Source organism: Aquimarina sp. MMG015 (genome assembly GCF_018100855.1).
GTDB classification, from domain to species: Bacteria; Bacteroidota; Bacteroidia; order Flavobacteriales; family Flavobacteriaceae; genus Aquimarina; species Aquimarina latercula.
The window spans coordinates 94547-108499 of the sequence record NZ_JAGJEB010000014.1 but is presented as its reverse complement, the minus strand read 5'-3'; the positions used below and the strand labels follow the sequence as shown (position 1 = coordinate 108499).

15 protein-coding genes are annotated in these 13953 nt (G+C 31.4%); 3 read left to right on the top strand and 12 right to left on the bottom strand.

The window, feature by feature from the left end; translation table 11 throughout:
- Positions 1-2: 2 nt before the first annotated feature.
- Positions 3-1439 (top strand): rubredoxin, encoded by a 1437-nt coding sequence (locus J8L88_RS20925; RefSeq protein ID WP_211061752.1) that lies wholly within the window; start codon positions 3-5, stop codon positions 1437-1439.
- Positions 1440-1455: 16 nt separating this feature from the next.
- Here the strand turns inward: J8L88_RS20925 and J8L88_RS20920 are convergent, their stop codons facing one another.
- On the bottom strand, positions 1456-1974 hold the full coding sequence (locus tag J8L88_RS20920) for a lipocalin family protein (RefSeq protein WP_120650350.1): 519 nt from the start codon (positions 1972-1974) through the stop codon (positions 1456-1458).
- 164 nt (positions 1975-2138) lie between these two features.
- Between J8L88_RS20920 and J8L88_RS20915 the strand changes: the two genes are divergently transcribed.
- Both J8L88_RS20915 and J8L88_RS20910 read left to right on the top strand, forming a co-directional pair.
- Positions 2139-2612, top strand: a complete 474-nt coding sequence (locus tag J8L88_RS20915; protein ID WP_211061762.1) for a hypothetical protein — start codon at positions 2139-2141, stop codon at positions 2610-2612.
- A gap of 159 nt (positions 2613-2771) precedes the next feature.
- Entirely contained in the window at positions 2772-3650 is an 879-nt protein-coding gene (locus J8L88_RS20910; RefSeq protein WP_211061751.1) for a hypothetical protein, read from the top strand.
- A 71-nt stretch (positions 3651-3721) separates the two neighbouring features.
- Here the strand turns inward: J8L88_RS20910 and J8L88_RS20905 are convergent, their stop codons facing one another.
- From J8L88_RS20905 to J8L88_RS20855, 11 genes are all read right to left on the bottom strand, one after another.
- Positions 3722-5173, bottom strand: coding sequence for a S41 family peptidase (locus tag J8L88_RS20905; protein ID WP_211061750.1), 1452 nt, complete (start codon positions 5171-5173; stop codon positions 3722-3724).
- A 177-nt stretch (positions 5174-5350) separates the two neighbouring features.
- Positions 5351-6658, bottom strand: a complete 1308-nt coding sequence (locus J8L88_RS20900; protein ID WP_211061749.1) for a carboxypeptidase-like regulatory domain-containing protein — start codon at positions 6656-6658, stop codon at positions 5351-5353.
- 236 nt (positions 6659-6894) lie between these two features.
- Complete coding sequence (locus tag J8L88_RS20895; protein ID WP_211061748.1) at positions 6895-8298, bottom strand: ATP-binding protein; 1404 nt, start codon at positions 8296-8298, stop codon at positions 6895-6897.
- A 127-nt stretch (positions 8299-8425) separates the two neighbouring features.
- A complete protein-coding gene (gene moaA, locus J8L88_RS20890) occupies positions 8426-9433 on the bottom strand; it encodes a GTP 3',8-cyclase MoaA (RefSeq protein WP_211061747.1) in 1008 nt (335 codons plus the stop codon).
- Positions 9434-9445: 12 nt separating this feature from the next.
- On the bottom strand, positions 9446-10354 hold the full coding sequence (gene moaCB, locus J8L88_RS20885; RefSeq protein WP_027393886.1) for a bifunctional molybdenum cofactor biosynthesis protein MoaC/MoaB: 909 nt from the start codon (positions 10352-10354) through the stop codon (positions 9446-9448).
- A 2-nt stretch (positions 10355-10356) separates the two neighbouring features.
- Positions 10357-10794 (bottom strand): molybdenum cofactor biosynthesis protein MoaE, encoded by a 438-nt coding sequence (locus J8L88_RS20880; RefSeq protein ID WP_211061746.1) that lies wholly within the window; start codon positions 10792-10794, stop codon positions 10357-10359.
- A 12-nt stretch (positions 10795-10806) separates the two neighbouring features.
- Positions 10807-11046 (bottom strand): MoaD/ThiS family protein, encoded by a 240-nt coding sequence (locus J8L88_RS20875; protein WP_118386686.1) that lies wholly within the window; start codon positions 11044-11046, stop codon positions 10807-10809.
- The gene (locus J8L88_RS20870; protein WP_118386685.1) at positions 11037-11609 is read right to left on the bottom strand and encodes a molybdenum cofactor guanylyltransferase; all 573 of its coding nucleotides are present in this window, start codon (positions 11607-11609) and stop codon (positions 11037-11039) included. The genes J8L88_RS20875 and J8L88_RS20870 overlap by 10 nt, the downstream gene beginning before the upstream one ends.
- Positions 11606-11938 carry a winged helix-turn-helix domain-containing protein gene (locus J8L88_RS20865; RefSeq protein ID WP_027393882.1) on the bottom strand — a complete coding sequence of 111 codons (333 nt, stop codon included), beginning with the start codon at positions 11936-11938 and terminating at the stop codon, positions 11606-11608. The genes J8L88_RS20870 and J8L88_RS20865 overlap by 4 nt, the downstream gene beginning before the upstream one ends.
- Positions 11939-12079: 141 nt before the next feature.
- Complete coding sequence (glp, locus tag J8L88_RS20860) at positions 12080-13258, bottom strand: gephyrin-like molybdotransferase Glp (RefSeq protein ID WP_118386684.1); 1179 nt, start codon at positions 13256-13258, stop codon at positions 12080-12082.
- A gap of 122 nt (positions 13259-13380) precedes the next feature.
- Positions 13381-13914, bottom strand: a complete 534-nt coding sequence (locus J8L88_RS20855; RefSeq protein WP_027393880.1) for a hypothetical protein — start codon at positions 13912-13914, stop codon at positions 13381-13383.
- Positions 13915-13953: the final 39 nt, after the last annotated feature.

Below are 13953 nucleotides of genomic sequence, written 5' to 3'. Positions count from 1 at the left end.
TTATGGAAGAGTTTATGCATAGAGTAAATATTAAAGGAGGAATTTTATCACCAAGTGAGTTGCAGCGGATTATAATGTATGCAGAGGAACTAGGGTTAGATACTTTTCATTTTGGATCCAGACAAGATATTATTTTTCCTTCTAGAGATAATAGTAATACTGTAGTGGCGGAACATGAATCTTTTAATATGGATTTTTTTGCTCCAGAAGCCGAACAAAACATTAGTTGTTCTTATGTTTCGATAGATATTTTTAATTCTACTGTTTGGTTACGTGGTACTACGTATTTATATATTTTAGAACAATTTAGGTATAAACCAACATTAAAAATAAATATAACTGATCCGCAGCAACAGATGGTTTCTTTATTTTCTGGAGATCTTAATTTTATTGCATCTAGTCAAGAAGATTATTGGTACTTGTTTTTAAAATTACCAGGCTGGGAAGAAGTTTTTTATCCAGTTTTGATTTTTACTTGGGATATAGCTAAGGTAGCTCAAGAAATTGAAAATATTTACAAAAAAGTAAATAACGTAGATGAACTTTTTCAATTCCTTAATGAAAGTATAGATACTAATAACCGAACTATCGAGAAACCGTTAAGTGTTGGTTTTAAGCCATTTCCATATTATGAAGGAATGAATAAAATGGGAATTAATCAATATTGGTTAGGGTTGTATTGGAGAAACAATAAGTATGATCTAAAATTCTTAAAAGCACTGTGCGAGTTTTGTATAGAATATCGTATTGGTAAAATATGTTTGACACCATGGAAGTCGTTTATTATAAAAGGAATTCCGAAGGAATGTAAATTAGCTTTAGAAAAATTATTAGGTCAGTTTGGAATCAATGTAAGACATTCTGCATTAGAGTTAAATTGGCATTTGCCAGTGGGAAGTCAGAAAGCATTGGACCTTAAAAAGTTTTTGGTCATGAATTTTGACCAAAATGATATCAGTACTTATGGAATGACATTTTCTATTAGTATTAGACGTAAACAAAAGAGATATTTCACATCCGTTGTGATAGAAGAAAATAAAACACCTGAAGCTGTTAAAGATTTTGTAGTAAGACCTACGTACAACGTATTATATGCTAAAAATTTTAACCCTAATACTAGGCAATATATTGTATACGCTCAGGATATTGATCAAATGGATTTGCCAGGAATATTACTAGAGTTAACTAAAACGTATTTTCAGAATCTAGGAGAAGGAGATGAGGAGAGTTTTGCTGGAATTACTTCCAAGAAGGAGAAAACAGAGATAGAAGTGTTTCAGTGCCAAGAATGTCAAACTATATATGATCCGTTGGTTGGAGATCCCGTATCGGCCATCCCTGCCGGAACGAAATTTTCAGAGCTTCCAGATTCCTATCACTGTGCATTATGTGAAGCTCCAAAAGATAGCTTTGAAAAAATGACTTTAGAGATTGTGTAATTGTAGTGTACTGCTATTATTTGTTATGAAAATCTCTGTTAGGTGCTATAATATTTTCTTGTACATATAGATCGACAATTGTGCGTACTTGACCAGAAAATTGGGCATGCCTATATCGTAATTCTAAACTGTCTTTATTGAGATATGTGATCTGAAAGAACTTGTAATCTTTTTCTATGTTCATCAATTCTGGAAGTTGATCACTTTTTAATTTAATAAAATAATGCCCTTTCTTATTTTGAATGATTTCCCAATTAGCTTTTAATGATGGTCCACAATCTCTTTGTTTTTCATTATTGTCTTTAACTGTCATATCAGGGAAATAAGTATTTCTGTATGATAAGAAACAACCAGCCATATTCATTCGGGTACCATCATTATGTCGTTTAGCAATTTTCCATGTCTTTCCAGATGTCCCGGCAATTAGATCTACAGCATTATCAGGAATTTGATAAGGTTTTTTATTGGTGTCAGAACAAGAAGGTACTAAGATCAATATACAAATCAGAAGTAGGATAGGATAGTATTTTTTCATATGGTTAAAATTAGTAAAAATGAGTATCAAAAATTATTCCGGTTTAATTTTTTTCTGTTTACGAATATTAGTTTGAAAGTAATTATATATGACTTTTGTTTTTGGGATACCTTCTTAATATTTATTCCTAAGTTCGCAAGGAATCATTAATGGATTGTATTCTTATGAAAGCTGCTACGGTAAGAGAATTAAAAATAGAGTTAAACAATTGTTCGCAACAAGAATTGGTAGCGTTATGTCTGCGATTATCTAAGTTTAAAAAAGAAAATAAGGAGCTACTTACGTATTTATTATATGAAGCTTCTGAGGAGGATAATTATATCGCTTCGGTGCAAGAAGAAATTACCAAAGAGTTTGGGTTGATTAATACCAGTAGCTATTACTATATCAAAAAAAGTGTTCGAAAAATTCTACGTATTAGTAAAAAGTATATTCGGTATTCTGGTAAAAAAGAAACAGAGGTAGAAATATTATTACATTTCTGTGTAGAGTTAAAAAAGGTACGTCCTTCTATTAAAAATAATAGAATGCTAACCAATATCTATGATAGGCAAATCAATAGTATTACTAAGACCATACGAACATTACATGAAGATTTACAGTATGATTATGAGTTGGTTTTGGACTCATTGATATAATATCATTTTGTTTCAACAGTTTTTTTGATAAATTGGGGAATTTTACATCTTTTTTTATCAAAACACGGGAAAATACTTATAGTATATTATGTTGATTTTGAGTTAGTTTGTGTGTACACAAAAAATAAGTACTAACAATTTTAACTTAAATTAATCATTATGGGTATTAGTATTAGTATTGTTGCTGGTCAAGATAAAGCAGCATCAAGCGTAAATGCAAGTGGATCCGTTCAACACGTGATTACCGATGAGGAAAGAACAACCTTTAAATTGGGTGATAAACAATTAAAAGATGCTGTAAATAAGTATTTTGGAAAATCTCCTAATGATGCGTACTTACATAGTCCAACTCCTTGGGGAGATCTGTATAAAAAATATAATTGGCCTCAGGTGCAGATGGTTTTGATAGTGCAAAGTGCAGAAATATTAGGAATTACATCAGAACCCGTAATTGTGAAAACACAAGATTTTACAAACAACAGTAGTATAAAAGGGACATTTAATGTGGCCATCTCAGAATCTTTAAACAATACTACTTCGTCTAATTGGAGTACAGGAGGTACATTAACTATTGGTCAGAAGTTTAGTTATGGAGTAAAATTTCTTGGAGCTGGAGCAGAAGGAGAAACCTCATTATCTTATAGCCAATCATGGGGAGTTGGTGGTCAAGAGTCTAAATCAATTACAGTAGGTTCTACATCGGGAGTAAGTGTAGAATTGGATCCTGGAGAATCTGTAGTAGCAGAACTTTCTGCTAGTAGAGGAGTTATGAAAGTAAGGATTAGATATAATGCTTATCTGATAGGTAATACAGCGGTAAACTATAATCCTACATATAAGAAACACCATTTCTGGAGTTTAGGAATCGGTGGTGTTATGTCTAAAGCAGGAGTTTCTAACTCAGTGCAATCCACAGAAGATATAGAAATTGGATACTATTCTAATTCTAAAATTGAACTAAAGAATAAAATAAGCGGTAAGATAAAAGCGAGTCATGCATTAGCAGATGCTACTGCTGGCGAACTTACATTAGCTTAACAGGTATATTAATTTTGTTTTTCCCGACTTCGATAGGGTAGTAAACTATTATACTGCTTTGTCGAAGTTTTTTACCCTTTTATTAATTTAAAAATATAATCAAGTTGACTATCCTTACCTTTAATAAGATCCTCTACAGAAAATAGTATCGTGCGATCAGGAATTACACCAGAACCTTTGGGTAGACTACTGTCTTTTACATAGTGAGTAATTCGTTCCATAGACATTACCATAATAATCTTAGCATTAGGTAATTCATAATACACAGGAAACTGTCCGGTATGAGCGTAGTAACCACCACCTGTTTCTTCGCCAACCAAAAGAATGTCTGGGTCGTTTTTAGCTAATAAAGCAAGTGCCGATCCAGCAGAAAATGTAGTGCCACCTGCCAACATATACACCTTGCCCTTAAATCTATTTTTGTTAGGTACCATCATAGTCTCTAAATCATCAAAATCTAGTTTCCAGCCATCGTATTTTGGATGGTTGTAAAACTTTTCTTTTAAAAATTCTTTTTCTCCATACGTTCTAGTTACATATGTACGTTCTGGGATTTCTAAAGAAGATACAAAAGAACTAGTTCGTTGTTTGTATAGTTTATCTGTGATAAAAGAGAAAAGATGTACTGAGTTGGGCCTAAAACCTCCATTATTATTTCGGATATCGATAACTAGATGCTTTGCTTTTTTTTTCTTAATCTCTTTAAAGAGCTTTATTAATCGTGATTTAAACGCTCTAATATCTACGCCAAAAGAGTTAGCAACCAAGACAGCTGTTTTTAGATCATCTCTATAGTAAACAAAAGGTTCTTTGGTATTAACATGCTTTGAAAAAAAAGCAACTTTATCTGTAGCATTATGATATTTAGAAAAATAAGAGTTACGGTTGATATTTCTGTGTTTGGAATTCACAAAAGATTCTGCAGCTAAGGTGATTGTCTTTTTACTGCCATTAGGTGTTATGTAATCAACTGAATATTCTTTTTGTACACCATATTCATACATATAAAAAAGACCAAATTTTAATTCAATATCTCTATACTTTCTAGTAAAATTATATCCATCTGTAGGCGCGTACTTTTTTAAGGCTTCTAAAATAGTTGCAGTAGGAGTTTTGTTGATAGTAGTTACTTTTGACCCAATCGGTATATCAAAATCATCCGTATCTATATAAAACTCTGCCTGTATAATTTTTAGTATTAGTGGAAAATAGTATTGTGTAGTGTTTAATGTATTAGGAGCAAATAGTAATAGATGACCATCTTTTATTTGATCAGTAATTTGCTGCATTTTTTTAAACAGTTCAATATCTGTAATATCTTCGGATAAAGATCCTTTTGTAGTACTTAGTATAGAATCTAGTGTTACTTGATCAATATATTCACAGAGTGCAGGATGTCCCTGTTTTAATATGTTTTCAAAGATTTTAAAATCTTCTTGCGCTTTTTCTGGTGTGAGTGTTTTTTGAGCAAAAAGTGAAGTAGATATAGTAATTAAAAATACAATGCACCAAATGCGATTCATGTGATAAATTTTGATATACAATTTTTAAAGACGTCACTTAAGAAAAAATGTGACAATTTCTCGTTTCCCTGAGGTGTAAAAATAAGAAATTACATACGAGCAATGATTATTTATAGATTAAAAAAAAACAGGTGTTTCGTTAGCACCTGTTTTTCTAAATTGTATGTGTAAAGTATATTAATTTAATTTTCGTAATTGTTTCTTTATTTTTCGAATTGCGGATTCGATAGACTTTTCTGGTTCAATTACATTATACTCTCCCCAGAATTGTGGGTCAGAGAAACCAGAGGCTTCATCACTAATTACTACAGATGATTTTAAACGATCTTTAGGCCGTAAATTTTCGTTCTCTGGATTCTTTTTCCAATCAGTAACAGCCATTTCTATATTAAGCTTATAGGTAGAGTTAAATAACTTCTTTTTCCAGTTTACCTTAAAAACTAAATCGATTTTACCGTATCCGTAGTACCACCTTCCATTCTTTTCTCTATAATTCATGTTATAAGTAGCAACGGTAGGGTACACTTTGGCTCTGGTAGGTTTTTTTCTAACAAATAATTTACTTGCTTCTTCTCGGTCATCTAACTTAAGACTAAAAACAGCTTTTGTTAATGCTAATGTTTCTGAATCTATATATAACTTTCCGTAGTAATAAAGATCTTTGATATAAGGTCTTTGCTTAAACTTAAGAACATAAATATAGCGATCATTAATTTTAGTGGATTTATCAAAGCTGAATTCATAAATTTTCAATATATCCTCTGTAAACAGAAGGTCTGGATTTTTCATTACATCAATGAATAAGGTACTTGATGGTCCACCTTGAAGCTTTAGTGTTAGTGTGTCTAACTTTTTGTAATCAGCGCTTTTTCTGGCTTTGTATAGTTTAATAACATCATTTTTATCAGATGCATAAGGCTTTTTATATACATCTACAACCGCTTCGGAAAGCGAAACATACGTTCGTCTCCTTTTTATAGTTTCTCTGTAAAAAGCTGTCATAATTGTATTATCACTTTGGTAATTAGCACCACGTTTTTTCATTACTGCTTTAATAAGAGCTTCTGGATTTCTAGGGTCAATATTTATTTCTGTAAGTTCTGTGATTGATGCAGATAGTTGGATTTTTGTTTTACTACCTTTTAGTGTTGACAATGATACTATTTTGTCTTTATACCCTAAGAATGAAATAGTAATATTGGCACTGGCATTACTTTTTGGAACTTTTAGCAAAAATTCACCTTCGCTATTTGTAATGGTCGAAATGTTAGTTCCGTTAAGAGAAACTGTTGCAGAAACTAAAGGCTCATTATCAGTTTTATCTACTACAAATCCTTTATATTCATTGTAGTTTGTTTCGTTTGGGATGCCAGTGTCTTGAAAAAAGCTAAACGCCTGAAGACTATTAGAATACCCAATAATTAAAAATATACTAAGTAAAAAGGTAAAACCATTTTTACTTAAAAAAGTACTTTTTTTATTCATATCATATTCGTTCAGTTAATACTATAATTCTTAAATTTTTGAGGTAAAATGTAAAGTATACAATATACTAAATTTACGAGTGAATTTTAATGTACAATAGTTAAAAATGAGCTAATTATGAGTTTGTAGGTACTAGTTTTGTTAATTGCAAAGTGATAAATTTCAGTTAATTATCATTAAAAAAGGATTCGGTTAATGAGTAATTCTCTTGTTGAAAAAGAATATGAATAAATGTGTTAGTGATATCCACTATGATCACCAAACCAATTTTTGAGCTTTATATTTAATATCTCTGTAGTAAAAGGTTTGGTGATATAATCATCTAACCCTTTTGCAATAAATCGTTCTGCGTCTCCTGGTAATGCGTTAGAAGTAATGGCAATTACAGGAGGTACTTTTTTATATCCTTGTCGGATTAGTTTACAGGTTTCTACGCCATCTAGTTCTGGCAAGTTGATATCCATAAGAATAAGATCGTATGTGTCTTCTTCAAACATTTCTATTGCTTTTCTACCTGTTTTAGCAACATCAGCAGTACATCCCAAATATTTAAGTATTTGTTTAGAAACGATAATGTTTGTTTCTGAATCTTCTACTAGTAAAGCATGAAGATTAAATTTTTGATCATTACTTTTATCAAAAGCTTTCTCCGTAGATGGTATAACAGCGTTAGATATTTTTGTTTTAAAAGTGAACCAGAAGTTACTTCCTTTTCCGATTTCGCTTTGCACTCCTAGTTTACCATTCATTAGGTCGACTAACTTTTTGCTTATTGTTAATCCTAACCCAGTTCCTTCACCCACAAGAATAGCTTCATTATGTACTTGGCTAAATCTGTTAAATAATGATTTTTGGTCCTCTTTGCTTATACCAATTCCAGAATCTATAACTTCTATCTTAAAGGTTAATTCGTCATTTTTTTTAGAAACCAACGAAGACTTTACGGTAATGGTACCTTTATTGGTAAATTTAATAGCATTACCAATTAGATTAGAAATCACTTGTTTTAATCTATTATCATCGGCATAAATTTGTTCTGGTAATGTGTCCGGATATTCAGAAATTAAATCAATACCTTTCGCTTTGCTATTAGCAAGGAATAGGTCAATATTTTGATGTATTAATTTTTTAAGATTAATACCTTTTGGGGATAAAGAAAATTTTCCTGCCTCCATTTTGGATAAATCCAGAATTTGATTTAGAATATCTAATAAATTCTGTGAGGATTGGTGGATAGTACTTACATACTCCTTCTGTAAATCATCTAATTTTGTGTTTTTGAAAAGTAAATCAATCATACCAATAACTCCAACCATAGGAGTCCTGATTTCATGACTCATATTAGCTAAAAAATCTTGTTTAAATTTTGAGGCTTGAAGAATCTGCTTATTTGTACCTTTCAGTTTATCTAAATTACGTCCACCAAACATAGCAAAAAGTCCTAGAAATATGGGTGCGGTATCTATTATATAATGTATCGGGTGTTTTTTTTGTACGAATAGGATAGATTCCAATGAAAACTCTAAACCTAATTTAGAAATATCTATACTGGTAGCAACAATCGGAAACATTAGTCCGAATAACATTCCGTAAAAGGTATATTTTGCGGCTTCAGATTTTAACCATGATTTTTGATTCATAGATGGTTTTTTGACTACGATCTTACGTTAGTTAATGATCCGATAAGGTTATTTTGGGGCCTTACTGGGATATATGCTAAATATAGTGGTTTTTTTGTAAATGAATAATATCTGTTTTTTTCGATTACTAGCCGCCGATACTAATCATGCTTCTATTTTGAGAATGAAGTTCAGGGTTTTCTAGTTTATCAGAAGTATCCATTCCTCCTCTAGAAGCAAATTTATGCTGTAAAGCAGATCGTATCGCAGGAAGTATTGATTGATTAGCCCTAAGTGGTTTTAATAAGGAAAACTCATTATTAGAAAATAAACAGTTTTTTAGTTTCCCATCTGCTGTAATGCGTATTCTATTACACGTATCGCAAAAAGGATTCGTAACAGAACTTATAATAGCAAAACTACCTAAATGCCCATCAATTTTATAATTTCTAGCAGTGTCATTAGGTGAGTCTGTTAATCTTTTCAGTTGCAACGGGAAAGTATAATGTACTTTGTCCAATATCTCTTGCTGTGTCACTAATTTATCCATATTCCATTGATTACCATCAAAAGGCATGAATTCAATAAATCGAATAGTAAGATTTTGATTCTTTGTTAGATTAATAAAATCAATGATTTCGTCTTCATTGAAATTTTTTATTAAAACAATATTTAGTTTAACATGAAAACCTTCCTTTTGAAAAAGTTGAATGGTATTCCAGACTTTATCGAATTCATTTCGGCGGGTAATCTTCTCAAACTTATCTTTATGCAGTGAGTCGATACTTATAGTAATTGTAGTAACATTGTTTTCTTTTAGTAATGGAAGAAAACGATCTGCTAATATCCCATTGGTAGTAATTCCAATCTCTACTGGGAGTGCGGCTAGATTTTCTAAAATTAAAGGGAAGTCTTTTCTTACCATTGGTTCTCCGCCGGTTAACCTAATCTTAGTAACACCAATATTAACAAATTCTTTTGCAATTGTATGGATTTCATCTGATGTCATTAGATGTTCTTTCGGTCTCAATGGTATTCCATTAGCAGGCATGCAATAGGTACATCTTAGATTACATTTTTCTGTCAAAGAAATTCTAAGATATGTGTGTTTTCGACCGAGATTGTCTGTTAATATGTTCTGATTATTTATATCCACTTTCAATTAAGATTAGTTTCCATCGTGTTTAGCTCCTTTTAATATTCGAAAGGTATGCAATACAGCAGGGAAAATAGCTTCCATAGATTCTTTTGCTCCATTTGTTGATCCTGGTAATGCAAGTATTAATGATTCTCCAATCACACCGGCAACACTTCTAGAAAGCATAGCATATGGCATCCGATTTTGACCATAAGTTCGGATTGCTTCTTCTATTCCAGGAATTCTACGTTCTACTAAAGGAAGCAGTGCTTCTGGTGTTACATCCCGCGGTGATAATCCGGTACCACCAGTAAAAATGATAAGATCATTTTCTCTTAATTGCTTTACTTGCTGTTGTATTTCATTTATCTCGTCTGGGATTATTGTATATGTGCTAATAGTAACCCCACACTCTTCTAATTTTTCTATAATTGCTTTACCTGCTTTATCTTCTTTATGACCCTCAGAAATTGAGTCGGAACATACAACAACTCCAGCTTTAAAAGGCTCTCCGTTATCTTTGTAACTGGATTTTCCTCCTCGTTTTTTAAGCAATTTGATATGCCGGATTTCTACATTTTTGTCAACGGGCTTGAGCATATCATACATTGTGAGAGCTACTACAGATACTCCATGCATTGCTTCAACTTCTACACCTGTTTTATAAATGGTTTTTACCGTCATTTCTATAACAATTTCTAGATTATTAATTTTATAATCTATACTAGTGTATTCAATAGGTAAGGGATGACAATCAGGAATCATATCGCTGGTTCTTTTAACAGCAAATAAACCTGCAGTTTTAGCCATTTCAAAAACATCTCCTTTAGGAATACTTTTAGAGATAATGGCTTCTATGGTTTTGGAATTTCCGACTTTAACAATGGCTTGAGCTACTGCAGTACGAAGAGTATTATTTTTATGTGTGATGTCTACCATTCTTAATTATTTACTTTCCAAACATGGGTTTCGTCTTCAAAAATTTCTTTTCCAAATACAGGGACATCTTTTTTTATTTCTTCTACTAAAAACTCCAATGCTTCAAAAGCTGCTCTTCTATGCGGAGAAGATACAAATACAAAAAGACAAATTTCGCCAGCTTTTACTTTTCCTAAACTATGATAAATATGCATACAGGTAAGATCATATTTATCAAAAGTAGCTTCACGTATTTCGTGAAATTTTTCTTCGGCCATATCCTTATATGCAGAATATTCAATCGCTTGTACAGTATTACCGTCAATCTCATCTGCTCGTACTTGACCTAAAAAAATATCGTGAGCACCAATGGTTGTCTTAGTTTGATGTTTTTCGATAGAGTTTGCTATAAAACTTGGACGTATCGGTCCTTCTACAAAAACAGTTTTTCTTTTTTCCATGTATTACTTTTTTTAACCACCAGAAAACGGAGGTAATAATGCTATCTCACTTGTGGAGCTAAGTAGTGTATTATTTGACTTAATTTCTTTATCAATCGCAATTTTAAATGATAATCCTTGCAATTTTTGATATTTGTTTTTCAGTAAATTTTCTAATTGATCTACTTTGCTACCTTTTTCTAAAGAAATAATTTCTTCTTTGCAATTAGTAGCTTCAGCAATCATCCCGAAATATAAAATCTTTAATTCCATTGCGTTGCCTGTTTATATTGTTGCTGTGTATTTATGTTTTTTACGTACGGAGCTATAGTATCTTCTATAGGAATACTTTTTACTTTTAGTGTAGATAGTGTTTTTCTTAGGCTTAAACGTTTTTTATTAATACTTTCTAGAAAAGTATTAATAACAGATTCATTATATAACGTAATCAATGGAATATCTTGGAAAGTGATTATATCAAAATTAGGTTCATACGCTGAAATTAATTTATCTAGAACCATATGATTAACAAAAGGAACATCACAACTAAGTACTAAATTCTGTTTTGTTCTAGTATGTGTTAATCCAGTATAGATCCCTCCAACAGGTCCTAAATCAGGAATTATATCCGAAATACACGGATAACCAAAAATAGTATAAGCTGGATTATTAGTAATGATTAGAATTTTGTCTGTAATTGATTCTAGTGCCTTTAGAATATGAGCTATAAAAGGTTTTCCTTTGTGCAGTTTTAAACCTTTATCTTCTCCCATTCTACTACTCTTACCACCAGCTAGTATAATACCTGTTATGTCTAAACCTTTTAGAGAACTCATAATTGTAGCTCTTTTAGTTGTTGATCTAAGAAATCCCAGCAATTTTTATTTATGTTTTCGAATGCATTAATCATTTTTAGGCCGTATTCAGTTATTTCCGTACCACCACCACCGCTTCCCCCTGTATTTGTAATCACAACAGGAGTAGAAGCATTTTTATTAATGGAATCAACTAAATTCCAAGCTTTCTTATACGACATCCCAAGAGATTTTGCAGCTTTAGAGAGAGAACCTTCAGTTTTTATGGCTTTTAGAATTTTAATTCTTCCTTCTCCAAGAAAAACACCCTTCTCACCTTCGATCCATATCCTGCTTTTTATGTGGTACATGCTAGCCGTTGTTTCCTGCAAGATATAACGAAAAAAATAAAGAATACACTCTTTCAGAAATTTTTATGATTTATTCAAAATAGAAAGAGTTTGATAAGGTAAATTGAAATTATAGTTGTGTTCTTTTTTGAAAACATAAAATTAATCAGGTAACAAAATAGTTTCTACCAAAGAATCTTTATCAACTTTACTAATATTTTCTGGAATAAAAACTAAAGCATTTGCTACAGCATAGGAATATAACATGGCAGAACTTTGACCATCTAGAATTTCTACAGTTTCATTAGAAACTTTAGCTTTTAAAAACTGTGCCCGATCTCCTTTTTTGATAAAATCTTTTGTTAAAGATTTCATAGTCCTTTTAAGACCATCAGAAGAGGAATCACCCATTATTTTTTGAATAATAGTAATTACATAAATATAAAAGCAAGTAAGAGAGGATGCAGGATTACCGGGTAAAGCAAAAATGAATGTTTCCTTATTTTTTCCAAAAAACAATGGTTTACCAGGTTTTTGTTTGATTTTATAAAATAATTCTTCGGTGCCAAGTTCGGATAAAGCTTCTTTTACAAAATCATAATCACCTACAGAAATTCCTCCACTGATTAATACTAAATCATTGTTTTCAATAGCTTGCCTGATTGTTTCTTTTGTACTTTCATATTCATCCTGAACAATATATTTATTAATTTCTTTTATTTGAAATTGCTCTAGAACAGCTTGTAGTTGAACAGAATTACTTTCATAGATTTTTCCTTGTTGTAATTTTTGTCCAGGCGCTATTAATTCATTTCCAGTTGTTATTATCGCTACGCTTGGGGGAATAAAAACTTCCAAATCAGTAATCCCTAATCCTGCTAAAAATCCAATACCAGCAGGAGATATTTTTGTTCCTTTTTCTAATGCAATATCTCCTTTTTTTATCTGTTCTCCAGTGGCTCTAATATTTTGGTTTTGGTGTATTTCTTCATTTATGGTAATAGTGTTTTCTGATCTTATTACCTTTTCTTGTATTACTATAGTATTTGCATTATCAGGAACTCTTGCACCTGTAAAAATGCGAACTCCTTGTCCTGGCAATAATGAATAATCATCTGCATCACCTGCTTTTACTTCACCAATAATTTGATAGGTGTTTTTATCATGAAGTAACAAGGCGTATCCATCCATCGCTGATTGACGGAATGGTGGCATATCTATGGGAGTGGGAATATTTTTGCTAAGCCTTAATCCATTAGTATCTTTTAATAAAACGGTTTTTGTTTTAGGAGTATAAAGTACTTCAGAGATTATGGACAATGCTTTTGATACAGAAATCATTTTAAAATTATTTTATATCAAAAATATTGCTTTGTTTGGAGGTAACCTAAATTTTATAACGCATAAAAAAAGCACGGCAATAAATACCGTGCTATCATAAAACCTTACTTTTTATGATTGATTTAACCTTTAAAAACGATTTTTTTTAGTTTGTAACCTTCAATTTTGATGAAGTATGTTTTTGGATCTCTATAATTATGAATGTAATCATCAATTATACCGTGATCTAATAATCTACCTGTTAGTGTATAAAGACTATAGTTAAGACCTTGGGGAACTTCTTTAATGTCTTTAAATGTTTCTAAACCAGTACTCTGTTGACAAGTTGAATCCGCTAGAAATCTATCGATAAAGGTAACTCGTCCTTTTTTCTCTCCTTCTAAAGTAACTGTTGCTGATTCGTCTACGTCAAGAATTCCGCTTCCAGAAATATCTCCTAATATAATTAAGCACGCATTTCTGATTTTAATTCTTGCACCGTTTTCGATATGTAAACTTTCTGTTATAAAAATAACACCTTCTTCGGTATTCTCGTCTAAACCATTAATTATGGTGTTCTCAGTCACTGACATTAATTTATAAGAAATGTCAATTTTTACATTCGCAAATGCAACACTTGCGAAAAGTAATGTTAATAGGGGTAATAATTTTTTCATAAGGTTCAGTTTTTGGGTTAAACTGCAATTAAAAAAGTA